The 23,029-nt window shown below is 37.9% G+C and carries 23 protein-coding genes; 14 read left to right on the top strand and 9 right to left on the bottom strand.

Annotation, left to right across the window (positions count from 1 at the left end; genetic code table 11):
• Window positions 1-5 precede the first annotated feature (5 nt).
• From ACMAWV_RS11855 to ACMAWV_RS11835, 5 genes are read left to right on the top strand one after another with little or no spacing between them, the layout of a single operon-like run.
• On the top strand, window positions 6-647 hold the full coding sequence (locus ACMAWV_RS11855) for a helix-turn-helix domain-containing protein (protein WP_103217884.1): 642 nt from the start codon (window positions 6-8) through the stop codon (window positions 645-647).
• Window positions 648-653: 6 nt separating this feature from the next.
• Entirely contained in the window at window positions 654-1,625 is a 972-nt protein-coding gene (locus ACMAWV_RS11850; protein WP_103217883.1) for an RluA family pseudouridine synthase, read from the top strand.
• 2 nt (window positions 1,626-1,627) lie between these two features.
• The gene (locus ACMAWV_RS11845; RefSeq protein ID WP_392993297.1) at window positions 1,628-2,212 is read left to right on the top strand and encodes a polyphenol oxidase family protein; all 585 of its coding nucleotides are present in this window, start codon (window positions 1,628-1,630) and stop codon (window positions 2,210-2,212) included.
• Between the two features lie 3 nt (window positions 2,213-2,215).
• Entirely contained in the window at window positions 2,216-3,367 is a 1,152-nt protein-coding gene (locus ACMAWV_RS11840; protein WP_412463399.1) for a thioredoxin domain-containing protein, read from the top strand.
• Window positions 3,367-4,176 (top strand): TatD family hydrolase, encoded by an 810-nt coding sequence (locus tag ACMAWV_RS11835; RefSeq protein ID WP_103217880.1) that lies wholly within the window; start codon window positions 3,367-3,369, stop codon window positions 4,174-4,176. Before ACMAWV_RS11840 ends, ACMAWV_RS11835 begins: the two co-directional genes overlap by 1 nt.
• Here ACMAWV_RS11835 and cysK read toward each other — a convergent pair.
• The 4 genes from cysK to ACMAWV_RS11815 all read right to left on the bottom strand — a co-directional run bounded on the left by cysK (window position 4,168) and on the right by ACMAWV_RS11815 (window position 7,892).
• The gene (gene cysK / locus ACMAWV_RS11830) at window positions 4,168-5,091 is read right to left on the bottom strand and encodes a cysteine synthase A (RefSeq protein WP_412463400.1); all 924 of its coding nucleotides are present in this window, start codon (window positions 5,089-5,091) and stop codon (window positions 4,168-4,170) included. The genes ACMAWV_RS11835 and cysK overlap by 9 nt on opposite strands.
• Window positions 5,081-5,932: a serine O-acetyltransferase EpsC gene (gene epsC, locus ACMAWV_RS11825; protein ID WP_103217878.1), complete on the bottom strand. Its 852-nt coding sequence runs from the start codon at window positions 5,930-5,932 to the stop codon at window positions 5,081-5,083. Before epsC ends, cysK begins: the two co-directional genes overlap by 11 nt.
• Window positions 5,933-6,030: 98 nt before the next feature.
• Complete coding sequence (locus tag ACMAWV_RS11820) at window positions 6,031-6,957, bottom strand: S1 family peptidase (RefSeq protein WP_412470329.1); 927 nt, start codon at window positions 6,955-6,957, stop codon at window positions 6,031-6,033.
• 41 nt (window positions 6,958-6,998) lie between these two features.
• Entirely contained in the window at window positions 6,999-7,892 is an 894-nt protein-coding gene (locus ACMAWV_RS11815; protein WP_146037841.1) for a hypothetical protein, read from the bottom strand.
• A 150-nt stretch (window positions 7,893-8,042) separates the two neighbouring features.
• Between ACMAWV_RS11815 and gap the strand changes: the two genes are divergently transcribed.
• From gap to tpiA, 3 genes are read left to right on the top strand one after another with little or no spacing between them, the layout of a single operon-like run.
• On the top strand, window positions 8,043-9,062 hold the full coding sequence (gene gap, locus ACMAWV_RS11810; RefSeq protein WP_103217875.1) for a type I glyceraldehyde-3-phosphate dehydrogenase: 1,020 nt from the start codon (window positions 8,043-8,045) through the stop codon (window positions 9,060-9,062).
• Between the two features lie 21 nt (window positions 9,063-9,083).
• Window positions 9,084-10,280, top strand: coding sequence for a phosphoglycerate kinase (locus ACMAWV_RS11805; protein WP_392993311.1), 1,197 nt, complete (start codon window positions 9,084-9,086; stop codon window positions 10,278-10,280).
• A gap of 25 nt (window positions 10,281-10,305) precedes the next feature.
• The gene (gene tpiA / locus ACMAWV_RS11800) at window positions 10,306-11,031 is read left to right on the top strand and encodes a triose-phosphate isomerase (protein ID WP_412470330.1); all 726 of its coding nucleotides are present in this window, start codon (window positions 10,306-10,308) and stop codon (window positions 11,029-11,031) included.
• Here the strand turns inward: tpiA and ACMAWV_RS11795 are convergent, their stop codons facing one another.
• Together ACMAWV_RS11795 and ACMAWV_RS11790 are read right to left on the bottom strand one after the other, a co-directional pair.
• The gene (locus tag ACMAWV_RS11795) at window positions 11,032-12,117 is read right to left on the bottom strand and encodes a hypothetical protein (protein WP_103217872.1); all 1,086 of its coding nucleotides are present in this window, start codon (window positions 12,115-12,117) and stop codon (window positions 11,032-11,034) included. It lies immediately after the preceding gene.
• Between the two features lie 86 nt (window positions 12,118-12,203).
• Window positions 12,204-13,103 carry an endonuclease/exonuclease/phosphatase family protein gene (locus ACMAWV_RS11790; protein ID WP_103217871.1) on the bottom strand — a complete coding sequence of 300 codons (900 nt, stop codon included), beginning with the start codon at window positions 13,101-13,103 and terminating at the stop codon, window positions 12,204-12,206.
• A gap of 160 nt (window positions 13,104-13,263) precedes the next feature.
• On the opposite strand from ACMAWV_RS11790, the gene ACMAWV_RS11785 reads away from it, so the two are divergent.
• Both ACMAWV_RS11785 and secG read left to right on the top strand, forming a co-directional pair.
• Window positions 13,264-14,700, top strand: a complete 1,437-nt coding sequence (locus ACMAWV_RS11785) for a phospholipase D-like domain-containing protein (protein WP_412470331.1) — start codon at window positions 13,264-13,266, stop codon at window positions 14,698-14,700.
• Window positions 14,701-14,818: 118 nt separating this feature from the next.
• Window positions 14,819-15,160: a preprotein translocase subunit SecG gene (gene secG, locus ACMAWV_RS11780; RefSeq protein WP_103217869.1), complete on the top strand. Its 342-nt coding sequence runs from the start codon at window positions 14,819-14,821 to the stop codon at window positions 15,158-15,160.
• Window positions 15,161-15,218: 58 nt separating this feature from the next.
• Here the strand turns inward: secG and ACMAWV_RS11775 are convergent, their stop codons facing one another.
• The 3 genes from ACMAWV_RS11775 to ACMAWV_RS11765 all read right to left on the bottom strand — a co-directional run bounded on the left by ACMAWV_RS11775 (window position 15,219) and on the right by ACMAWV_RS11765 (window position 17,159).
• Window positions 15,219-15,920, bottom strand: a complete 702-nt coding sequence (locus ACMAWV_RS11775) for an ankyrin repeat domain-containing protein (protein ID WP_412470332.1) — start codon at window positions 15,918-15,920, stop codon at window positions 15,219-15,221.
• A gap of 130 nt (window positions 15,921-16,050) precedes the next feature.
• A complete protein-coding gene (locus ACMAWV_RS11770) occupies window positions 16,051-16,524 on the bottom strand; it encodes a single-stranded DNA-binding protein (RefSeq protein WP_103217867.1) in 474 nt (157 codons plus the stop codon).
• Window positions 16,525-16,736: 212 nt separating this feature from the next.
• Window positions 16,737-17,159 carry a hypothetical protein gene (locus tag ACMAWV_RS11765; RefSeq protein ID WP_103217866.1) on the bottom strand — a complete coding sequence of 141 codons (423 nt, stop codon included), beginning with the start codon at window positions 17,157-17,159 and terminating at the stop codon, window positions 16,737-16,739.
• A gap of 389 nt (window positions 17,160-17,548) precedes the next feature.
• Between ACMAWV_RS11765 and ACMAWV_RS11760 the strand changes: the two genes are divergently transcribed.
• The 4 genes from ACMAWV_RS11760 (at window position 17,549) to ACMAWV_RS11745 (ending at window position 23,026) form a co-directional block, all read left to right on the top strand.
• Window positions 17,549-20,314, top strand: coding sequence for a Tad domain-containing protein (locus tag ACMAWV_RS11760; protein ID WP_103217865.1), 2,766 nt, complete (start codon window positions 17,549-17,551; stop codon window positions 20,312-20,314).
• Between the two features lie 133 nt (window positions 20,315-20,447).
• A complete protein-coding gene (locus ACMAWV_RS11755) occupies window positions 20,448-21,383 on the top strand; it encodes a hypothetical protein (RefSeq protein ID WP_412470333.1) in 936 nt (311 codons plus the stop codon).
• Window positions 21,384-21,452: 69 nt separating this feature from the next.
• A complete protein-coding gene (locus ACMAWV_RS11750; RefSeq protein WP_103217863.1) occupies window positions 21,453-21,695 on the top strand; it encodes a glutaredoxin family protein in 243 nt (80 codons plus the stop codon).
• Between the two features lie 17 nt (window positions 21,696-21,712).
• Window positions 21,713-23,026: an HD domain-containing protein gene (locus tag ACMAWV_RS11745; RefSeq protein WP_103217862.1), complete on the top strand. Its 1,314-nt coding sequence runs from the start codon at window positions 21,713-21,715 to the stop codon at window positions 23,024-23,026.
• Window positions 23,027-23,029 lie beyond the last annotated feature (3 nt).

Raw genomic sequence — 23,029 nt, 5'->3', positions numbered from 1 at the left:
AATAAATGAGTAAAGAGAAGAACTATTATGAAGTATTAGAAGTAGCTCCTAATGCTTCGGCAGACGATATTCAAAAAGCATATGCGGCCGCAAGAGCAGCCTATAGTGGAGATAGTCTGGCCATTTACTCTCTCCTATCAGAAGAAGAGGCACATAAAGTACTTGAACTTATCGAGGAAGCTTACAATATTTTAAGCAATCCAACGAAAAGAAAGAAATACAATCAAGCTCGTGGAATTGTAATCGAAGATGATACAAATTATATTCCAACGTCAAAGCCTGCTGATGAAAATACAATCAAAGTAACGAATCAAATGAATCGTCTCGTTGCCAAAAAACGCTACGGACTTGAATACGAGCAAAATGCTGAATTTGAAAAAGAAATTGAGCAATGTAGTGAGTATACTGGTGAATTCTTAAAGAAAGTTCGTGAATACAAGAAAGTAGATGTAAGTCGTATGTCTGATATGACAAAAATATCGAAAACTTTCCTACAGTATATTGAAAATGAAGAAGTTGATAAGATGCCTGCTATCGTTTACGTTAGAGGATTTGTTTATCAATATGCGAAAGTACTAAAACTTAATCCAGATTTAGTTGCAAACTCTTATCTACAAAGAGTTAAAGCTTTAAAAGAAGGCAACTAAGCTGTCATGAGTGATCAAAATTCTAAGTTTGTTATTACGATCACCCAAGAAGACCATGATGAGTTTACTAGGCTCGATCAAGTTCTTGCGAGTAAGCTTGAACAGTCTCGTAGTTTTCTAAAGGAGCTTTTTAAAAAAGGCTCCATTACTTCTGATAATAAAATCGAATTAAAAAAAATGCCTCCAGTAGGTACTGAAGTTACTATTGATATACCTCCTCCAAGAGAGGCTACAGCAAAAGCAGAAAATATTCCTTTAAAAATTCTCTTTGAAGATGAGCATCTTGCCATTGTTGTAAAACCAGTTGGCATGGTTACCCACCCTGCCCCAGGTAATTATACCGGAACTCTTGTAAACGCTATTCTTCATCACTGTAAAGACATTCAAGGTGTTGGAGATGAAAAGCGTCCAGGAATTGTTCATCGACTTGATAAAGGAACAAGTGGTGTTATGGTGATTGCAAAAAACCAGAAATGCCATGAAGAACTTGTAAAATTATTTCAGGCCCACGATATTGACCGCTACTATCAATGCATAAGCGTCAGTACTAAAATTCCACCAGAAGGAAGACTTGAATCAACTATAGGACGTCATCCAAATAATCGCTTAAAGATGGCCGTTGATGTACGAGGTGGAAAGAACTCTATTACAAATTTTAAAGTACTAAAATATTACCAAAATCTAAGCCATGTTGAATTAAAGCTTGAAACGGGAAGAACACATCAAATTCGTGTTCACTTAAGCCAGCTACTAAATGCTCCCATTCTAATGGATCCACTTTACGGTGTTCCAAAGAATGACCTTCTAAGAATTGATAATCGACTTAAGGCCATTATCAAAGATTACGAACATCCATTTTTACATGCAAAAATTCTTGGATTTGTTCATCCAATTACGAAACAGAAGCTCTACTTTGAAGAGCCTCCCCCACCAGTATTTCAAGAGGTTCTAAACTTTCTTGAATCAGACTCGGAGTAGAAATGGCACAGCTACTTTATCAAAAAAAAATTGGTGATTTTCTCTTTGAGACCTACGATGATCGTCCAGACTTTGAATTTGATGAAGTAAAGCAAATCCATTCGGATATTGTAGTTAAAACACCTACCACAAATAGTATTGAGGCCGATGGGATTGTCTCTAAACTTGAACTGAGCCAACCATTGGCCATTAAAACTGCTGACTGTCTACCAATTGCCATTATAGGAAAGTTTGGCGTGGCCAATCTTCATGCTGGATGGCGTGGAGTTGCACAAGAAATCATTCTAAATAAAGAAGTTAAGGCAATAGAGCCTCAAATTATTCTCATTGGACCTCATATAAGTGCTGTAAATTATGAGGTTAGCGAAGAATTTAAACAAAATTTTCCTAACTCCCAAGCTTTTGACATGGTAGAAGGCAGATTAACATTCAGCTTAGAGATGGAGGTGAAGAAGCAAATTGCTGAACATTTTCCACAGGCCTATGTCATATCTACCAATATATGCACATTCGCAAATCTCAACTATAATAGCTTTAGAAGAAACCAAACAACCAAGAGAAATTATAATATTTTAAAAAGGAATTAAAATATGACTGATAGTTTTTTAAATCGCCTAAATTTTAACAAGAAAGTTTTATTCTTCATCGCAGGTCTGTCGATGTTTATTCTTTCAATTTATCTAACAAACCACTACTACCAAATTAAGTTTCCGGTAGGATTTGGTTCGGCTTCGGCCTGTAACATCAACTCTTTCTTAACATGTGATGCTGCAACACTTTCACCTCTTTCAAATATTGCAGGTGTTCCTATTTCAATCTTCGGAATTGTTATGGGTGCCATGGTTATGCTTTTTTATATGGTAAATAGTAAGCATGCAGAAGGAAGCTTATTTCTTCTCCTTCTTCTAAACGGTATTGGATGTTTAGTACTATTTATTTACTCAATTGTAATGCTTGGTACACTTTGTCCATTCTGTACTCTTTACTACGTTGCTTCTTGGTTAGCATTAGCTTTGATGTTTCAATATAAGGCAGCTCGTGACTTTGATATTAAATTCTTTGCAACTGCTGCTGTCTGTATGCTTATTAGTGGTTCAATTGGTTATGCGTTTACAAATTCAAAGGTTGAAAATTCAACTGCTAGAAGCGCACAAATTGTTGCAATGTTCAAGAACCTAAATAATTTAGGTACTCCAGAAAAAGCATCACCTTACCGTCTAGCTTCTTCTTCAGAGGACTTTAAAGATGCACCAATCCAGATGTCTGTTTTTTCAGACTTTCAATGTCCGGCCTGTAACGCACTTAACTTAGTTCTTCCAACGATTGAAAAAAAGTATGAAGGGAAAATTAATATCCAATATTTCTTTTACCCACTAGATCACAATTGTAATGCGGGAATGAGTGGACCACTTCATCAACTAGCTTGTGAAGCTGCTTATCTTGCAAGTTGTGTAGGACCTCAAAAGTTTAAATCAGTACATGATGCAATTTTTGAAAACCAAGCAAACCTTACTGCTGAATGGATTAGCGATAAAGGTAAGGAATTTGGAGTTACTGAGTGTATGGCAAAGCCTGAAACAAAGCAGGCAGTCGTGGATATGATCGCTCAGGCAAATTCTTTTAATGTACAATCAACACCAACTCAGCTAATTAATGGTGTAAAAATTGAAGGTGTTAGGCCACTAAGTGATTACACAGCGATTATGGATCACCTTCTTAAAGAAAATAAAGCTAAGAACTAATGAGTAAAAAAAAAGAAAGAATTATTCCTAAATATACAGTGGGTCCAATAGAGACCCACTGTCATCTCGACTATCTCAAAGGCCAAGAATTAATTGATACACTTAACAAATGCCAGGAATATGGTGTTAATAAAGTTGTGACAATTGCAGTATCTCCAGACAATCTTAAAAAAGTTAGAGAGCTTACGGCCAATGATATCGTCTATGGTACTCAAGGAATTCATCCTCACGAGGCCAAACACATTACAGAAGAAACTTATCAAGAAATTCAAGACAACTTAGCAAACCCTAAGATTGTAGCAGTTGGAGAAATTGGTCTAGATTACTACTATGAGTTTTCAGATCCGAGCATTCAAAAAGAATCTTTTGAAAGGCAACTGCAAATTGCTTGTGATAGTGACCTGCCAGTTGTTATTCACACACGTGAAGCAGATGAAGATACTAAGGCCATTTTAAAAAACTTCTCAACTACACTAAAAAGAAAAGGAGTTATCCACTCTTTTACTTCAGGAATTGAGCTTGCTTCGTTTTGCCTTAGTGAAGGCTTTCATATTGGATTTAATGGAATTGTTACATTTAAGAATGCTACTAACGTTCGTGATGTTTTAGATATTGTTCCAGTCGAGCAAATGCTACTAGAAACGGACTCTCCGTATCTTACTCCTGTTCCATTTAGAGGAAGAGAGAATGCTCCGTTCTATCTTCCATGTGTTGCAGATTTTATTGCAACTCATAAAGGAATTGATCCTCAAGAATTAATCGACGTTGCTAATAGCAACGCCGAAAATCTATTCTTTAAATTAAAATAATCCTTCAGTCGATAAGTAGCGCTCACCAGTATCATAACAGAATGTTAATACTGTTGAGCCTTCTGGCATTTCACTAATTTTCTTTTCAATTGCAGCTAGTGAAGCACCACTTGAAATTCCTAGAAGGATGCCTTCAAGACGGGCAGCACTTCTTGCAAATTCAAAGGCTTCATCTTTACTAATTGTCACAACTTCATCAAGAAGTTCTCGATTTAAAACACTAGGTACAAAACCAGCACCTATTCCCTGTATTGGATGCGGCCCAGGCTCACCTCCAGAGAGAACAGGAGAATCCGCAGGTTCAACCGCCACAACCTTCAGGTTATTAAACTTCTCTTTTAAGACCTCTGATACACCAGTAATATGTCCACCAGTACCTACTCCAGTAATAAGGTAGTCGATACTTCCATCAATATCAGCGAGAATCTCCTTGGCCGTTGTATCTCTGTGTACATCAACATTTGATGGATTATCAAATTGCATTGGCATCCATGAATTTTCTTCTTGCTCACAAATTTCTTGGGCCTTTTCAATCGCTCCCTTCATACCTTTTTCTTTCGGAGTTAAAACTAGCTCTGCACCAAAAAGTGCCATAAGACGCCTTCTCTCTAAACTCATACTCTCTGGCATTGTAATGATTAAGCGGTAACCAAGAACAGCACATGCCATTGCAAGACCAACTCCAGTGTTACCAGAAGTAGGCTCAACAATTACCGTTCCTTCTTTGACAAGGCCCTTCTTTTGCGCGTCTTCAATCATTCTCTTTGCGATTCGATCTTTAATTGAACCACCAGGGTTTGCGCGCTCAAGCTTTGCATAAATAGTTATATTTTTCTTATTTGCCTCAGGAAAGAGACGATTTATTTTTACAAGTGGTGTATTTCCAACAGATTCCAAAATATTATTAAATTTCATATGTAAGCTCCTCTATATTGAATTGTCGATCCTTCACATCTAAGTGAACTTCGCTTTTATGATAAACAATAGACTTCTTCTTCACACTTTGTGTTAGCCAAACGTTACCACCAATCGTTGACCCCTCACCAATAACAGTCGTTCCTCCCAAGATTGTTGCGTGAGCATAGATCACACAATCATCTTCAATAGTGGGATGGCGTTTCGTATTTTGTAAGTCCTTACTCACTGAGAGAGCACCTAATGTTACCCCTTGATAAATCTTTACTCGATTACCAATAACTGCGGTCTCCCCTATAACGACACCAGTTCCATGATCGATAAAGAATGAATCTCCAATTTGTGCACCTGGATGGATATCAATACCTGTTTTATTATGTGCATATTCTGCAATCATTCGAGGAAAGATTGTTAAAGATTTTTCATAGAAAAAATGGGCCAGACGATGAGAGGCAATTGCAAAAAGTCCTGGGTAGCATAGAACAACCTCACAGATATTTTGTGCAGCAGGATCACCTTCTAAGAGCGCAATAGCATCAATTTCTATTTTCTTTGCCAACGTCACTAATTCTTCGCTATACGACGCTATTAACTTTTCTCTGACATGCGCATCAAGTTTCAAATGATTAAAAATTTGATCCGTATTAATGATGTGGCGATTGAAATACAATTCAAAGTCTTCATAATTTAGAAATTGCATTCGCACAGAACCTGGCAAAATAATATTGAGGGCCTCTTCAACGAAATCCTCAATAACCTCAGGTTTGATTTCAGTATCATGACAAACTTTTTTCTTGTGCTCGTAGAGCTTCTTTATATTAGAGAGATTTGATTTTTCCATCGCGTGATTATAACACGCGGCCCGCGAGATATAATTCACAAAAATCTTTATAAATGGTTAACAAAATGAATCGATCTTCTAAGTTACTGAATATTCAGCTAAGGATAGCTTCGAAGGATTTCATCAGAGTACTTATCTGCGCAACTACGAAGATCTTCCTCATTCTTAATTCCGTAACATTCTTGAGCTATTTTTATATTTCGCCCACAGTGGAAGCCACTATGCTCATCAGAGATACCTGTAACCTTCTTAATCCAACAAACAGAGTGGTATGCAAGAGAGTAAAGTGTTGCGTACTTGCCTTCCGCACAAAAGCCAAATGAAGCAGATACAATGGCAGCAATTTTTAGTTCTCCGTTAACATCAACAAAGACAGGTCCACCACTATCAATATAACAAGTATCTGTTTGCTTGTTTCTCATATCAATCTCGTTAAAAAAGACTTCAAAAATTGGAATTATGGCCATTCTCTTTTGACCGTAAATAATATGAGCATGGGCAGTGTCCATTGGCATAAAGCCGATTTCGCCAGTATAACCAAATCCAACCGCTGTCGTAAGCTTTCCAGGAGCGATCTTATCTAGAATCTCTTTGGGATCAGTTAAAAGAGAGTAGAATTTCTTCACTCGAAGAGGAGAATCAGTTGTTAAGATAGCAAGATCAACTGTTTTCAAGCTGGCCAAGTCTGCTAGAGGTCCATTTGGATATTTGAATTTCAAGCTCGGATGAAGCTCCACTCCAGTCACACTATACTGAGCATCAAGGTTCTCTTTTGAAGAAGCCGCAGTCATAATTTTTCCTGCTCCAGTATAGATACGAATCGATTTGTAATTTTTATTCTCAAGACAATGAGCGGCAGTAAGGATATGAGTAGGCGTTAATGCCACTCCAGTACAAAATGGACGGCCAAGTCTAACGAGAGCAACGACACTCTGATACTCTCCTTTATTAACAGCTTCCCCCCCAACAATTGCAAAGCAAGAGCTGGCCAAAGCGATACATAATAACAAAAGAGTCTGAATCATGACACTTCATAGCATAATTAGAAGATAAAGACTAGAAAGGATTATGAGTTATTTTGCTGATTCATCTCATAGAAGGCGCGATAAAGGCCCGCAAGTTGTTGCTTTCTCTTGGCCAGATAGTTTTGGTCTAAAACTTGGGTGATTTCTTCAAAAATTTCGCGATGCACATCTGGGGCTTCATCAATTTTCGTATGTCCCTCAGGACGTAGGATATTAATCACATCAGTCGTCTTAAAATCACGAGCGACATTAGGGCCATCATTGAAAATAAAAGATCGATCTAGCATGAAATTAAGATTCTTTTTGACGTTCTTTGGAATGATATCATTATCAAAGCCAACTGAATCGAGTGTCACGAGCAAATCCACACTTCGAAATCCTGCTTCCGCACTATTTAAGCGATTAGCGAGGTTAACAACAGCGTCCCCTCCTAAAGAATGACCTACGAGAATAATTGGCTGATCCTTTGGCCTTCTTAAAACTTCTTCCAAAACCTTATCTTCATCACTCCAACTGACAAACTCGCCATCACTAAATGACTTGGCGATATCCTCAAGTCCACCTTTAGAACTCAGAGTTGAAAGATGAAGTCCCTCTAAAAAGAAAATTGCAGGCTTATTTATTGGAAGTAACTCCTTAATTGGACTAACTTCTTTTACTTCACTAGCTTCTTCAGGTGCATTAACAGCAGACTTTGCAACTGTTGTCACAGCATCTACGGCTAACTTCTTTCCGGCTTGAGCAATTGCAAGAGCATCTGTTGAGATTGAAGCCTTAGCAGCGGCTTCGGCAACCTTGGCAGTTTTCTCCACAACTTTCGTTGCGTTTTTGACAAGCTTTTCAGGGACAGGGGCCTCGCTTTTAACACCACTTTCATAATCCGCTTTGGATTTGTAGTGAATAATATTTGATGGCATTTTTGAACTTGTTTGCATTAGTAAAATTATAGCCTGTTCAGCTATTTTTTGGGCAGTGAGCAAAAACGTCGCATCCTCCTAGAAATATGTGCTTTCGGTAGGCAATCTCTCTCGATTGTGGCATATTACAGTGGTATTTTTTTTAATAATTAAGCACAGGAGTCAGGTATGTCTGGAAAGATCCGCGTTGGTATTAATGGTATGGGCCGTATTGGTCGTACAGTTCTTAGAGAAATTTTTAACCGCAACATTGAAAACTTAGAAGTCGTTGCTGTTAACTCACCAGGTGATATCCACGACTACGTTCACCTTATCAAATACGATTCAGTATTTGGTCGTTTCAACGGTGAAGTAAGTGTAGATGAATCACACAAAATGCACATTAACGGAAAAGAGATTTCTTTTCACAAGTATAGAGACCCAAGTGAAATTCCTTGGACACAAGATAAAGTTGATATCGTAATCGATGCAACAGGTGTTTTCAAAGATCAAAAATCACTAATGAAGCACGTAACAGGAACTGTTAAAAAAGTTATTCTATGTTGTCCAGGTAAAGACGTTGATAACACAATCGTTATGGGAATCAACGAAAACACTTATGATGCTCAAAAACACACAGTTGTTTCAAATGCATCTTGTACAACTAACTGTCTTTCACCAGTTGCAAAAGTACTAAACGATAAGTTTGGTGTAATCAACGGTCACATGACTACTGTTCACTCTTACACTGGTGACCAGTGTCTTCTAGATGCTTCACACTCAGACCTTCGTCGTGCTCGTGCAGCAGCAGTATCAATGGTTCCAACAACAACAGGTGCAGCAAAAGCTGTTGGTCTAGTTATTCCTGAACTTAAAGGAAAGCTAGATGGTTTCGCAATTCGCGTTCCAACTCCAAACGTTTCTCTTGTTGATCTAACTGTAAATGTTGAAACAGAAGTTACTGAAGAAGAAGTAAACGCAGCTCTAAAAGAAGCAAGTGAAACAACTCTAAAAGGTATTCTTGGTTTTGAAAAACAACCACTAGTATCTGTTGATTACATGGGTATGAGAGAGTCTTCATGTGTAGACGCTGATCTAACAAAAGTAATTGATGGAAAGAGTGTAAAAGTTGTTACTTGGTATGATAACGAAGCAGGTTTCTCTAACCGTGTTATCGACCTTGCAGGTTTCATCGGTAGCCAACTTTAATAAAAAAAATTAGGAAAAACTATGGCATTACAATTTATTGACAGCATTGATGATTCAAAAATCAAAGACAAGAAAGTTCTTGTTCGTTTTGATTTCAATGTTCCTCTAGATAAAGAAACTAAAGAGATTACTGATACAACAAGAATTGATAATGCTCTTGAAACAATCAAGCTAATCCTAGACAAAGGTGCATCTAAGTTAATTATGATGTCTCACCTTGGACGTCCTAAAGGACAAGTAAACTCAGACTTCTCTCTTGAGCCTGTTGCAACTTACCTTGCAGATAAACTGGGTGAAGAAGTAACGTTAACTGAGTCATGTCTTGATCGCGGAATTAAAACTCTTCTAACTTTAAACTCAAATAAGATCATTCTTCTTGAAAACCTTCGTTTCCACAAAGAAGAAACTGAAAACGATCGTGAGTTTGCACGTAAACTTTCTGAGTATGCTGACATTTATGTTAACGATGCATTTGGAGCTGCTCATAGAAAACACGCTTCAACTTATGAAATTAATGCTTTCTTCAAAAACAAGGCCTATGCAGGACTTCTTATGAAGAAAGAAATCGAAGCTCTTTCAAAAATTACGCAAAGACCTGAGACACCATTTGTTGCAGTCGTTGGTGGTGCAAAAGTTAGTGACAAGATTAAAATCATTGAAAGACTTCTTTCAAGTGTTTCTAATCTTATTATTGGTGGAGCTATGGCCTACCCTTTCCTAAAAGCTAAAGGAAATGAGGTTGGAACTTCTCTTTGTAGTGACGAAGATGTAAGCCTTGCTAAAAAGATTTTTTCTCAAAGTACGGCACATAAAATCATTCTTCCGATTGACCATATCGTTTCAAGTGAGTTTGGTGGAAAGCCGGAAGCAGTTGATAAAGTTGGTATCCCTGATGGAAAGATGGGTTTAGATATCGGTGAGCAAACAATTGCAAAGTACAGCTCTATTCTTCGTGAAGCAAAGACAATCCTTTGGAATGGACCAATGGGTATTTTTGAGAATGAAGATTATGCAAAAGGTACTTTTGCTATTGCTGAAGTTTTAAGCGAGTCAAATGCCTACACTCTTGTTGGTGGAGGTGATTCAGTAAGTGCAGTTAATAAGTCTGGTCTTGCGAATAAAATGAGTCATGTATCGACTGGCGGTGGCGCTTCTCTTGAGTTTATCGAGAAAGGTAGCCTTCCAGGTATTAGTGCTCTAAAATTTGGTGTTGAATAAATAAGTAATAATAAGGGATGTAAATATGACTGAGAGAACGAAGTATATCGTAGGAAACTGGAAGATGAATCAGAATACTGAAGACGTTATCGCCTTCTTTGATGCTATCGACAGCACGAAACTTCGTCATGAAGCATGGATTGCTCCACAAGCAATCCACATCCCTATTTGTCTGCAAAATACTGATGATTTTAAAATTGGTGCTCAAAATTGTGCCACAGAAAATAGCGGTGCATTTACGGGAGAGATCTCACCTGCATCACTAAAAGATATCGGTGCACATTTTGTTATCATTGGACACTCAGAACGTCGCTCTATCTACAATGAGGACGATGCAACTCTAAATGCAAAAGCAAAGATTGCTCTGGCCAACGACCTAACAATTATTTTCTGCATTGGTGAAACACTTGAGCAAAGAGAAGCCGGAAAAGTCGAAGAGGTTTTAGCAGAGCAGTTAAGTAAAGGTCTTGCTGATATTGACAGTGTAAACGTTATTATTGCTTACGAGCCAGTTTGGGCAATAGGAACAGGAGTAACAGCAACTCCAGAGCAAGCACAAGAAACTCATGCCTATATACGTCAGTATATAAATGATAATCTATCAATTGATGGAAATAAAACATCGATTCTCTATGGTGGATCAGTTAAGCCTTCAAATGTAGAAGACCTCCTATCATGCAAAGACATTGACGGAGGCCTTGTTGGTGGAGCTGCCCTACAAGCGGACAGCTACATGGGTCTGCACGCTTAATTAAAAGACGTGAACTTTCATTTCTTCAGTATCGTTACAACTTAGTTCCTTGTAGGTTTGAACATCATCGAATGATGGCAAACTTCCCCTTGGTAAGTATAGATTTTTAGTAACTCCTAAGACCGTTCCGTCGGGCTTAGCAAAGACACGCCAGTCTGTTCCCCATTCTGTTGAAAAATCAAACTCACCTAAATATTTTCTTTCTTCTCCAAAATAAATGAGACTATCCACATTAATTTTCATATCACGACGAGCAAACTCTGGGTGGTATGGTAGATAGAATTGAAATTCTTGGCGATCTCCAGCTTTTCCTGCCGGAAGAATTTTAAGAATACCTTGAGGGTTCGTAATAGCAACTTCCATCGAATCTTGAGTTAATGTACGAACACCTTTAACAAGATATCCATTCTCTTTTGCGCAATGAAAGTATTGATTAACTTTTAATAAATCCTCTCTTCCATAAAAATCGTGACGGAAAATAAGAGACTTCTTTTTTAAGAAGAATAGTCTTCTTTTTGTATATCCGAGTTGTCCAACCGATGCCTTTAGTGAAGTTCTAAGTCCTTTTCTAGCATCGATTTTCTCTGTAAATGAATGAGTCTTTAGGTTTGGATTATAACGGTAATGTCCTTCACGTGAAATTTCATCTAAGATTCCCTGAGCATCACAACCAACGAGACCAAGGTAGCGAATATTAGGATGGACTGACTTAAATAGATCCTTAACATCCTTTCCGTTAATACTTAGGACAGCTCCCATATTATTTGAACCTGTCGTATTCTGACTTGTTCCTGCAGCATGAGACGCCCAAAAAACAGCGATATTATTTGGATTATGAAGTTGTCGGCGAAGCTCGTGAAAATCCACACTATGCTTTATGACAATATTGTAGCCTGATTTTTTAAAGTGCTTCTTGAAGATTTTTTCAAGTTTGGGGTCAATCTTCCAACCTTTTGGACGATACCAAACCTTTGGTGTTTCAAGTGAGGTTAATAAAACAACGTTTGGTTTCACATCCTGTGCATACGTGAAATGCGCAGAAACAAACGTTAAAACAGTAAGTGATAAAATAATTAAAGCTTTCATGCCACAAAAAGTAGCATAAAAAAATGAACAGTTAGGCCTAATTAAAGTTAAATTCGAATGTTAAAATTTACTAACAATTAAGCTTTCTACTGAATATCAACTCTTAATGAAACTGGGCAGTGATCTGAGATAAATCGCTGATACCATGAAAGATTCTCAAGTCTCTTTGTGTTTCGACTACTTCCACTACAAGCACGCCAAATTTCAACGTACTTTGTTTCAACTGTATTTGAAACATAGAAATGATCAAAAACATTTCCTGAGCCACCATTACGATAAGTATAATCATAGTCACTCGTTCTTCTTGTCACATTAATTGTATTAAATGCTTCACCTAAAACGACTAAGTCAGATTCTTTATCTTCATAGCGAGTATTTCTGTAAGTATTAAGATCACCTGCAATGACTACAGGCAAATTAGCTTCACGGTATTCTAGTACTCTCTTATTTAAGTTATTAACTTGTTCTAAGCGTTCACTAATTCCATCTGGGCCAGCTTTTAAATGAAGACCAACTAAGTGAATAAGCGGCTGTTTTGAATAACGATCGATAACCTTTCCATAAAGAGCAGGTCTTAAAAACGGACGATTTTCTAATAAAGAGTAAGTAAAATCGTCATCACCTTTTTCAGGAACGATATCAAGTGACTTCTTTAAGCAAATCATTAAGTGCTGGTGATTAAATTGTTCATGACGATAAGAAACACAGTGGTGACCTAGGCCATCCATTAATTGTCCCAATCGTTCAGTGTCGATAACTTCTTGAAAAAGAAAAATATCTGTATTGATATACTTCGTGCTTAAAAATTCTTTGATAAAAGGATCACGATATTCGTCAGTTCTTTGACCAGAGATTTCCCCCCCAAGTCCGTACCAACGTAGATTGAATGTTGTAATTTTTAAACTACTCGCAAAGCTATTTCCAGAGATCGAAAATACCGCTGCAGCACAGGCCAGCCATGGCCAAAGTCTCTTAATTCTTCCCATATAAAAATGGTAAAGAAGGGATTACCGAAGGTCAAAAAAATTATCTATTTAAGTTACTGATATCACTTTGTGACCATCTTTTTTATTGAAATTATTTCTTATAACCTTCTCATTTTGCATCGCGTGGGATACACCATGCTCAAATCTGTAGGGAGACTCAATGAAAAAACTGCTATTTACGACATTAATTGCAAGTAATATCTTCGCTGGGACAAGCTTCTGGGCCCTCTTCTCACCACACCAAGGTGAAGAAGCATTTAATCAAATTTATACAGCAATCGAAGGCGCAAAAGAGAAAGTTTGGCTAACGGTATACAGCTGGTCAGACTCAACAGTAACAAAGAACCTTGAAGTTGCATGCCTTTCGGGTGTCGATGTAAAAGTTGTTCTTCACCCTAATTTAAAAAGTAGTTCTCGCGTAATTGATTATGCCAAATCAATTGAAGATGCCGGATGCGGTGTTAAGTTCGCTTACAAAAAAATGCACGAGAAATTTTCAATCGTTGATGATAAATGGGCATTCAACTCTAGTGCGAACCTTTCAGGTGGTGCAAAATCTCGTTACTCTGAAAACTTTATTTTCAACAATGACTCTTCTGAAGAAGGTCGTACTACAATTAAAACTTTAAATCGAGAATTTAAGTTTCTTTGGAATTCAGGAAAAGATATCTACACTTCACAAGTTAGTGAAGAAAACCTAGCTTCACTTGATCTTTTAGATCTAAAGAATATTCCAAATGAAGAAGAGAATCCTTCATTCGTTTCAAGTTCAATGAACTTCACATACAAAGAGTACGCACCGAGCTCAAAAAGCTATAAGACAGGACGCTACTTGGGAATGTCTCCTAGGAAAGTAGCTGGTCAGAAAACTTGGTTAGTTCGCGATGCTATGATTAAGCTAATCAATAAATCTCAAAAGAATATTCTGGTTAATGTTAATCACCTTGTAATTAAAGACGTAGCAGATGCACTTTTAGATGCTGTTAAAAGAGGTGTTGATGTTAAGATCGTTGCCGACAATCAAGAATATAAAACAAGCACAAAATCAAAAGAGATGACTCCTTACTTTGTTTACAATTGGAAGAAGCTTCCAGGTAATAAGAATAAGGTCGCACCAGTAAGAATTAAGTACTACTCTCATGCACCATCTCCTCGTCACTGGGCCCTTAATCACCACAAGTACATGATCTTTGATTATGATGAGAGTGATTTCTCTAAGACAAAACTTATGAGTGGTTCATATAATATTTCAGAAACAGCGGAGCTTACTCAATTCGACAATATGTTCACGTATAAAGGTGAAGTATTTGCACAGCTTTTTAAGGACTTTAAAGGTGAATTCGATAATCTTTGGTTCTTAAATAGAGATGACAATGATAAGCCTTCTCAAGAAGCTTGGGATCGCGTCGCTAAACCATACAACGGAAATATTTATCTTCACACAAAGATGCCTGTTTCCCTTACTTGGCCTGAAATCTATAAAGTAAGAAAGGCCGTTTCAAATGCAGCACCACTATTCTTTAAAAACGCTTACAAGAAACGTGACTGCTATCTTTTCAATCTAGAAAAGCAAATTTTCACTGGTTGTCCAAACTAAATAATTATCAAATCATAATTTTTTAACTCATCAGGTCATAGACAGTACTTGTCATGGCCTCGATGTGTTGATATAAATTGTTGTTAATTTATCTATTTATATTGAAAGGAAATAAATTATGGTTACTGGTTTAATGATTTTTCACGGTGTTGTTTCAGTACTTCTAATCATCGTAGTTCTTCTACAATTTGGTAAGGGTGCGGAAGCAGGTCTTCTAGGTGGTGCTTCAGAAGCCGTATTCACAGGTAGCCAACAAGGAAATATCCTAAGTAAAATTACAGTTGTACTTACTGTTCTTTTCCTAGGTAACTGTATTCTTCTTGCTAAGATTCAATCTGGTAAAGAGTCTAAATCACTACTTGATAGTGCAGCGCCAATCGCAGCTCCACTTAACTCTGATACAACAGCTCCAGCACAAACTGCTCCAGCGACTGAAGAAACAGCTCCTGCTGCAAAATAAATTCAAAGAAATTCTAAGAATATACAAAATAAAAAAAAGCTCCCGAAGGGAGCTTTTTTTATTTCTTCTTCATTAATTTTAAAATTGATTCTATTCCTAACTCTTGTGCATATTGGGCAACAGTCTTCCCGTTCGCATCTGGAATATTTGGATCGGCCTTCATTCCTAATAAAGCACGGACATTATCGAAGCGCTTATTCTTGATAGCAATGTGAAGAGGAGTATCACCTCTCTTATTCTTCTCATTTACATCAGCGCCTTTTTTAGCAATATAGTAACGAATTGATTCAGGTGTTGATTTCTTTGCCATAGCAAAGAGTGAAGCTGGCCTTCTCTTCTTGTGAACTAAGCTTACCTCTGGAACAGAAGCAATTCCACGTGACTTTCTTTTTTTAGCAGCTTCAGCGGCCTTGGCCTCTGCAACTAGTTGAGCTTCATTTTTAAACTTATCTTCAACAAAGCTTACTTCGTAGTCGCTAATAACAAATGAGCTATTTTCAATTTCATTAAGATTAATATCTTCAAGTTGCCAGTCTTTCTCTGTTTGCACTACTCGATTAGGAGTGTCCCCCTTGATATCAAGTTTCTCTTCAGAGATCCCATAAAGGTCTGCAAGGTAACGATACTCAGCTTCCTCACTTTCAGTTAAAAGCATCTCATTACTTTCAACTTTGCTTAGAGGAAGAAGGCCCCCATGCTGCTCAAAAGAACCACATGAAGCAAGAATAACTAAAAATGTTAAAAATCTTAACTGACTCATCAACTCACTTATCGCCACGAAGTTAAGATTTCTTTAGTCGTTCTATGTTTACTTTAAAATTCAGGTATTTAGAAATAAATAAGGCCCGCAAAAGCAGGCCTTAGTCATATATAGAAATTTAAATTAATCTCTAGAATGGGATGTCATCAGCTGTGAATGAAGCGTTCGATGAAATATCGTAACCTTGGTTCATATCATCGTGCTGAGGCATTTCTTGGTTAAATGAGTTGTTGTTATTAGACTGACCCATTGAAGCACCTTGACCAGCAGATGGAGCTGCTCCACCAAGGAATTGAATTGTTCTAGCATTGATTTCTGTTGTGTATCTCTTGTTACCGTCTTTGTCTTCCCAAGATCTTGTTTGAAGTTGACCTTCTAAGTAAGCTTGACGACCTTTTGCTAGGTATTGACCACATAATTCAGCAAGTTTTCCCCAAACAACAACTCTGTGCCATTCAGTTCTTTCTTGTTTTTGTCCGTTCTTATCTGTCCAAGACTCACCTGTTGCTAGTGAGAAGTTACATACAGCCATCCCAGATGGTGTGTACTTAAGTTCTGGATCTTGTCCTAAACGTCCTACTAAAATAACCTTGTTTACACTCATTTGTTCCTCCAATTTTCTTCGCGTATAGCTGAAACAATACTTAAGAATTCAGCTATAACCGCAAGGTTGAGTATTACCTGAATACATTACTACAATAATACGACTTTCCCCTATCGAGAAGTCATAAATAGCTATGCAAATACAAAAAAAAGGACAACTTGCGTCAAGAGCTTGAAATGATATTCATTAAAAATTGAAGGTTCTAAATTTTTTTAATACATGTCTGCAAAAGCTTGCTCAACATTCTCTGGAGCAATTTGAGCATGGCCACCTCTAGTCTGCCAAAACTCTTTTACTTTTGATTTCGCGATACGCACATCCTTCTTGTACCAAGCAGCATCAAAGCCACAGTGAGGACATGGAATTTCTTTTTTGAAGTTTAGTCTAAGCGCTGCTTCAAAGCCTGCCCAGAATAGAAAGAAAGAAAAGATTCCTGCAAAGCTAATAAATGGATAAAGTACACCAGTTGTTGCAACTGTAAGCATGAATACCTGAAGGTAGTTTTTTGCATTCATGTGAGGGTTTGTGACAACTGCCCTTTGAGTGCGACAAAGAGGACAGAAGAATTCAATATGCGCTTTCTTAAATTTGTAAGTACGCGTCTCTAATGGATTAAATGAATTCAATGTCTTCAATTATCGCCCTCCTAAGCATCGACAAAGTAAACATACTTCGACTCCTTAATTTTACCAATTTAGTCGCTGAGAATTAAGCAGGTAAAAAAGGTACCAGGCCCTGTTCTTATTCATCCGTGATTCGAACAAGACCATAAGCCTGGTAGAGATAAGTACTCACAAAAACAAGTACTTAAAGATGACCGAAAGGCCATGGTTAAGGTGGTTAGCCTTGCCTGTACAAACGTTCTACTCCAGGGATTAGGCACCATATCCTTGGTACCTATTTCTATTACAAGTTCAATGCCAACTTAACTCGGTGCAACTAACTAGAAATAGAAAGTGTTCATATCAATTGACGCATAAATGCCACTTTCGGTAGCATTAAGTTACCGGAAAAATAAGGCATTATGACACAACCACAACATTCACATTCGAAAAAATTAGTTAAGAACACGAAAGGCCAAATTAGTATCTTCTTTGGAGTTACACTTGTGGCAATCTTCTCATTCATCGCATTCGTGGTGAATGTTGGACTCTTCGTAAAGGCCAAGATCAATCTGCAAAATGCAGTTGATACTGCTGCTTGGTCGGGAGCCGCTTCTCAAGCTAGACAACTAACAAATATTGCTCACCTTAATTGGGAGATGAGAAATACTTATAAAGAGTGGATGTTTAAGTACTACGTTCTTGGTCAACTTGCGAATGAGAACACTCATGCTAACTCAACAACAACAATGAACTTTGCCTTGAAGCGCTTTGATGAAAGTGGATCTGACTTTAGTAGTGGTGTTAAGGGTGACCATTACAACGTTCCCTCTATTTGTCTTCACTTTGGCTCTGGTAATAACGAAAACCTTTGTACAATTTATCAAATCCCTGGTCTTCCTCGCTTTCACGTCGCAGGGATTCCAGATGTTAGTGAAGAATTTGAAAGAACAATGGATGCCTTTGTTAATTTAAAAGCAAAGAACTGTATGGTTCGTTCAACTTATAACTTTTCGGCCGCAAAGAATTACGCTTTTGCTGCCGGTGTTTCACAAAATGATGTTCCTATTGCAGCAGCAGATCGAACGGGTGCGTGGATTGAATCAATGGAGCTTGCTCTTAGAATTAGAAATCTTGAGATGATCGTAAACCGCCCACCTATTACACAAGGAATTTGTGGTGGTGGTTCTGCCACTGGTTGCGTTAACCCTGAGCAACTATTTATGGAGAACCAATCGACAGGAATTCCAATTAACGATCGACCACTGAAAGCCTATATGGCCGCGGCAAAAACTCTTGGTGGTGGAATTTTTAAAACAACATTCGACGGTGCATTTGCAAAGTCTTTAGTGCTTTATGAATTAGCTCCAAAGACGTTCACACCTTCACCACAATCGTTATCTAGTTTCCTAATCCCACAAGATGCCAGTTATAACGGCGGTGAACTAGTTGCTTCATCAAAGCGCTATCTTGATCTTGTACCGATGATTATGAATTTCACGACGTTCTTTACAACTTTTGCTCCTACAACTGAAGGGATTTCAACGATTGCAGTTCCTGATTCAAGCGGAACAGCTGCAGAAGCGTCATGTGCATCGACAAAGACTTCACTACCTGTACCTGGCTATATTCTAGGCTTCTATAAGAATCCAAAAGTTGTGACATATTATGCAGTTAAGGCCAAAGCTAAGTACCTTGGTTTACTTAATCCATTTTCGTTCCTAGAAAATAATGGCTTTATCGATATGGCAGCATATGCGGCAGCAAAGCCTTTTGGTGGCCGTATTGGGCCGGCCCTCGTTTCACCAACAGTTGGAAAAGATTATGCTGAATCGAGTTCAAATTCGGCCCGTATTGCAAATGCCTCTGGTTCAAGAAGTGCTAATTTTATTATGGGCTTTACAACAACTGGTGACCCAAGAACAACAGATGACCCTACTGATGGTGTAAAGATTCAGGGCCTACCACTACCGGCAACCTCAGACTTTTTTCTAGATGCTGCTGACACAACTGCTGCAATTGGTGGGATTCCATCAAATGTTGATGTGAAATTTACGATACCGAATATGATCTATAATTTGAATTCGCAAACGACTTCGGAATCAGACCTTCCAACCCTTGCCTACAATCCTAACCCAAGTAATATCACTGGCGAGAAAGCAGGGCTTTTCACAACAAAGCAATTTGTTGATTTAAGGGCAAATATTCCGAACTACACGGTAAATCAGGCCGGGGTGACAGCACAAAATCTTATCGAAGCTTTTCAAAATGTTCGTGCTCCGACAAATTATGATGTTCTCAATTACTTAGTTCCAACAGTTAACAGCTTAGAAACAGATATGACGGCCGATCACTTTCCATCAGTGCGCTATATTGATCCAGCGGCCAAAACTATTGGTTACTTTGCACCACTCTTCCACTCTACTTTACTTTATAAGGACAGGGAGGCCTTGACTGGTGTTCTAACTGATTATATTGATACTCTAAGTGATGCTGTTATCGTTTATCGCAAGGCCCTGGATTTCTATGCAACGAAAGTAAGAAATACTAGTGCTCAAGATCCTACGGCCTATATTGAAGCCTCAAAGGCAATCTTTGATCCAGATGTTGATGGCGACCCAACAACGACTACTGTTGCCCTCCCGATTCCGCAGTGCCAAAAACAAAGTATTGCCTCACGCTTCACTTACTTCATTCTAGGAAAGGATGAAGAAGCAAAGCCAGACAACTGTGAAACGATCCCACTATTAGGGGCCGTAAAGACGTATATTAACACTAAGGCTCAACAAACACAGTCTAACCTCTACTACATTACGACTTACCGCCAGAACAATGAAGCGAACCCTCCTTCACCGTCACTAAATAATAACTCCCTAAGGACGGCATATGCTCCTGGGAAAGATTATGGCGGGGAAAATAATGGACGTTCAGTAAATCCATTCACCAGTAAAAATAAGAATCATCGCCGTAACGCCTATTCAACAAAGCTTATTAGCCTAACATCGATTACAGATACTGCGTCAGGTTACGCGAAGAATGAATCAAATTACATGGAGTTTCAAGCAGGCTTCTCGCCAGAAGGTGAAACTCCAAGAAGCCCTGAAGATGTTAAGGCCACGGGAGATGTCATTTCTAACCCATTGCCAAGAACTGAACTGCAAGAATTTGGTTCGAATTTATACTTCTAATCACTTTACTTAAATTAACCAAGTCCCCTTTAAAATGGCCCTAAATGGGCCATTATAAATAAAAAAGAACTTGCGAAATTTTTAATTTCTTTTATATACTAAGGACGATTTATAACTTTTTCGCGAGGTATATATGGCAAAGAAGAAAGTAGCCAAAAAGACTGCAAAGAAAGCAACTAAAAAAGTAGCCAAAAAAACTGCAAAGAAAGCAACGAAGAAAGTTGCAAAAAAAGCAACAAAGAAAGCGGCAAAGAAAGTAACTAAAAAAACAACTAAGAAAGCTGCAAAAAAAGTAGCCAAAAAAACTGCAAAGAAAGCAACAAAGAAAGTTGCAAAAAAAGCTGCAAAGAAAGCAACGAAGAAAGTTGCAAAAAAAGTAGCTAAAAAAACTGCAAAGAAGGCAACGAAGAAAGTTGCAAAAAAAGTAGCTAAAAAAACTGCAAAGAAGGCAACAAAGAAAGTTGCAAAAAAAGCGGCTAAAAAAGCGACAAAGAAAGCAGCAAAGAAAGTAGCCAAAAAAACAGCAAAGAAAGCAACAAAGAAAGTTGCAAAAAAAGTTGCAAAGAAAGCAACAAAGAAAGTTGCAAAAAAAGCTGCAAAGAAAACGACAAAGAAAGCCGCTCCAAAAACGGCCAAAACAGTCGCTAAGAAAACTGTAAAAAAATCTGCCGATAACAAAGGTCTTTCTCGCGAAGAAGCAATTGCAAAATACAAAGAGAAGCACAAAGATGCTCTTGATTCTCAATTAGCAGACTCTCTAAAAGAATATGAATTAGAAGATAAGCTTGCAGTGGCAGAACAGTCAAAGCTTGAAACGATCGAAGAGACTGAAGATAGTGTAGGACTTGAAGCTGCGGAAGATTACAACGAGCCAGGACCAAACCTACAAGAAGAGTATAATCCTGATGATGAGCAAGATGAGAAAGATGACCTTAGCTTTGGCTGGGGATACAACGATGCATTTGACTCACCAGAAGAAGAAATCTCTACTGAAGAACTTGACGAAGATGAGAGATATGCACTTGGCCTTGACTCATCTGAGGAAGAAGACGAGGACGATTTTTACTAAAATCTATTGATATCGAATATAAATATAAGAAAAGCGGCTTTTGCCGCTTTTTCTATTTGGAACGAAATTATGAAACTAGAATTTTTTTACTATACAGGCTGCCCATTTTGCCATCGCGTTATGGATGTTATTGATCAATTAGGGATTAAGTTAACTTATTGCGATATAATGAATGACACATCGGCCCTAGAAAGGCATATTAATACTACAGGACGAAGAACTGTACCATGTCTCTATATCGATGATAAGCCGATGTTCGAATCTCAAGATATCATTAATTGGCTGATTGCGAATAAAGATAAGATTAATTAATTTTTGAGGAATTTTTAATGGAAGTAAGAGACCCGGTCCACGGATCAATTCATATTCTTAAAGAAGAAGAGCCAATCATTCGCGCGGACTTTTTCCAACGTCTTCGCAATATTAAGCAACTTGGATTTTCTGAATATATTTTCCCAGGTGCCACTCATACTCGCCTCATCCACTCAATCGGTGTAATGAAAGTTGGAGAAATGGCATTTGACCGTCTCTTCAAAAATCAAATCATCACAAAAGAACACTTAAGGATTAAAGAAACTTTCAAGCTTGCCTGCCTTCTGCATGACATTGGCCACGCGCCCTTAAGTCACTCGACAGAAGTCGTAATGCCAAAGCTTACTGATCTTAAAATTCCTCAAGAGTATCTTCTTGATCGCGATAAAAATAGTGAGCGTCAAGCGACTCACGAAGATTATACAATCAAAGCTATCGCAGATAGCTCCCTTGCTCATAGCCTAAAAGAAGTTGAAAGAGTCTTTGGAGTTGAAAGAAAGTATATTGCTGATTTAATTCGCGGTGAAACTAGTGATCACGATTATTTTAAAATCGATGGAATTAGCTACTTCCCTCTTCTCCATCAATTAGTTTCAAGTGAACTTGACTGCGACCGCATGGACTACCTTCTAAGAGATAGTTACTTCTGCGGAGTTAGTTATGGTTCTTACGATCTTGACTGGCTTCTTGATAATCTTGAGCCTGCAATTATTGATGGCCAAGCTACACTTGGTATTTCAGAAAGAGCAGTTATTACTTTTGATGACTTCCTACTAAGTCGCTACCACATGTTCATCATGGTTTACTTCCACTACCGTGCAGTTTGCCTTGAAAAACTTTTACAACGCTATTTTAAAACTTCTCCATATGAATATTTAATCCCGGCAGATATTGAAAAATATATTGAGCACGACGATTATCACCTTATGAAGATTTTAAGACACTCAAATAATCCTTACGCAAAGGCCATTGTTAACAATCAAACGCCTGAAAAGATTTTTGAATCTTTCAACTCTTCACAATTGGCAACTCTTGAGAAGGTTCAAGCCTATCTAGAGTCTATCAATCTGGAAGTTATTCGCTCATCTTCAACTGGACGTTTATCTAAGTATTATGCAGCAGATAGACCAAAGGACAAGGGGCAATACACGATGAAAGTTGTAAGGAATTCAAAAATGGGTGGAATGACTGAATACTTCGATATTAACGAAGCAACTGATCTATTCCATAAATTTTCGAAGTCTCACGCAATTAATAGACTTCATTGTGACATGGACAAACTAAGCAAAGAGAATTTAGCAGAAATTAATAAAATTATTTCTTCAAATTAATCT

The organism is Halobacteriovorax sp. RT-1-1, assembly GCF_047085455.1.
Lineage (GTDB): Bacteria > Bdellovibrionota > Bacteriovoracia > Bacteriovoracales > Bacteriovoracaceae > Halobacteriovorax_A.
The sequence above is the reverse complement of the archived record's forward strand: the minus strand, read 5'-3'. Positions and strand labels throughout refer to the sequence as shown.

Excerpts from the sequence above, each read along its gene's own strand:
- ACMAWV_RS11855 (WP_103217884.1), top strand. The coding sequence starts at position 6 with ATGAGTAAAGAGAAGAACTATTATGAAGTATTAGAAGTAGCTCCTAAT.
- ACMAWV_RS11850 (WP_103217883.1), top strand. The coding sequence starts at position 654 with ATGAGTGATCAAAATTCTAAGTTTGTTATTACGATCACCCAAGAAGAC.
- ACMAWV_RS11845 (WP_392993297.1), top strand. The coding sequence starts at position 1,628 with ATGGCACAGCTACTTTATCAAAAAAAAATTGGTGATTTTCTCTTTGAG.
- ACMAWV_RS11840 (WP_412463399.1), top strand. The coding sequence starts at position 2,216 with ATGACTGATAGTTTTTTAAATCGCCTAAATTTTAACAAGAAAGTTTTA.
- ACMAWV_RS11835 (WP_103217880.1), top strand. The coding sequence starts at position 3,367 with ATGAGTAAAAAAAAAGAAAGAATTATTCCTAAATATACAGTGGGTCCA.
- cysK (WP_412463400.1), bottom strand. The coding sequence starts at position 5,091 with ATGAAATTTAATAATATTTTGGAATCTGTTGGAAATACACCACTTGTA.
- epsC (WP_103217878.1), bottom strand. The coding sequence starts at position 5,932 with ATGGAAAAATCAAATCTCTCTAATATAAAGAAGCTCTACGAGCACAAG.
- ACMAWV_RS11820 (WP_412470329.1), bottom strand. The coding sequence starts at position 6,957 with ATGATTCAGACTCTTTTGTTATTATGTATCGCTTTGGCCAGCTCTTGC.
- ACMAWV_RS11815 (WP_146037841.1), bottom strand. The coding sequence starts at position 7,892 with ATGCAAACAAGTTCAAAAATGCCATCAAATATTATTCACTACAAATCC.
- gap (WP_103217875.1), top strand. The coding sequence starts at position 8,043 with ATGTCTGGAAAGATCCGCGTTGGTATTAATGGTATGGGCCGTATTGGT.
- ACMAWV_RS11805 (WP_392993311.1), top strand. The coding sequence starts at position 9,084 with ATGGCATTACAATTTATTGACAGCATTGATGATTCAAAAATCAAAGAC.
- tpiA (WP_412470330.1), top strand. The coding sequence starts at position 10,306 with ATGACTGAGAGAACGAAGTATATCGTAGGAAACTGGAAGATGAATCAG.
- ACMAWV_RS11795 (WP_103217872.1), bottom strand. The coding sequence starts at position 12,117 with ATGAAAGCTTTAATTATTTTATCACTTACTGTTTTAACGTTTGTTTCT.
- ACMAWV_RS11790 (WP_103217871.1), bottom strand. The coding sequence starts at position 13,103 with ATGGGAAGAATTAAGAGACTTTGGCCATGGCTGGCCTGTGCTGCAGCG.
- ACMAWV_RS11785 (WP_412470331.1), top strand. The coding sequence starts at position 13,264 with ATGAAAAAACTGCTATTTACGACATTAATTGCAAGTAATATCTTCGCT.
- secG (WP_103217869.1), top strand. The coding sequence starts at position 14,819 with ATGGTTACTGGTTTAATGATTTTTCACGGTGTTGTTTCAGTACTTCTA.
- ACMAWV_RS11775 (WP_412470332.1), bottom strand. The coding sequence starts at position 15,920 with ATGAGTCAGTTAAGATTTTTAACATTTTTAGTTATTCTTGCTTCATGT.
- ACMAWV_RS11770 (WP_103217867.1), bottom strand. The coding sequence starts at position 16,524 with ATGAGTGTAAACAAGGTTATTTTAGTAGGACGTTTAGGACAAGATCCA.
- ACMAWV_RS11760 (WP_103217865.1), top strand. The coding sequence starts at position 17,549 with ATGACACAACCACAACATTCACATTCGAAAAAATTAGTTAAGAACACG.
- ACMAWV_RS11755 (WP_412470333.1), top strand. The coding sequence starts at position 20,448 with ATGGCAAAGAAGAAAGTAGCCAAAAAGACTGCAAAGAAAGCAACTAAA.
- ACMAWV_RS11750 (WP_103217863.1), top strand. The coding sequence starts at position 21,453 with ATGAAACTAGAATTTTTTTACTATACAGGCTGCCCATTTTGCCATCGC.
- ACMAWV_RS11745 (WP_103217862.1), top strand. The coding sequence starts at position 21,713 with ATGGAAGTAAGAGACCCGGTCCACGGATCAATTCATATTCTTAAAGAA.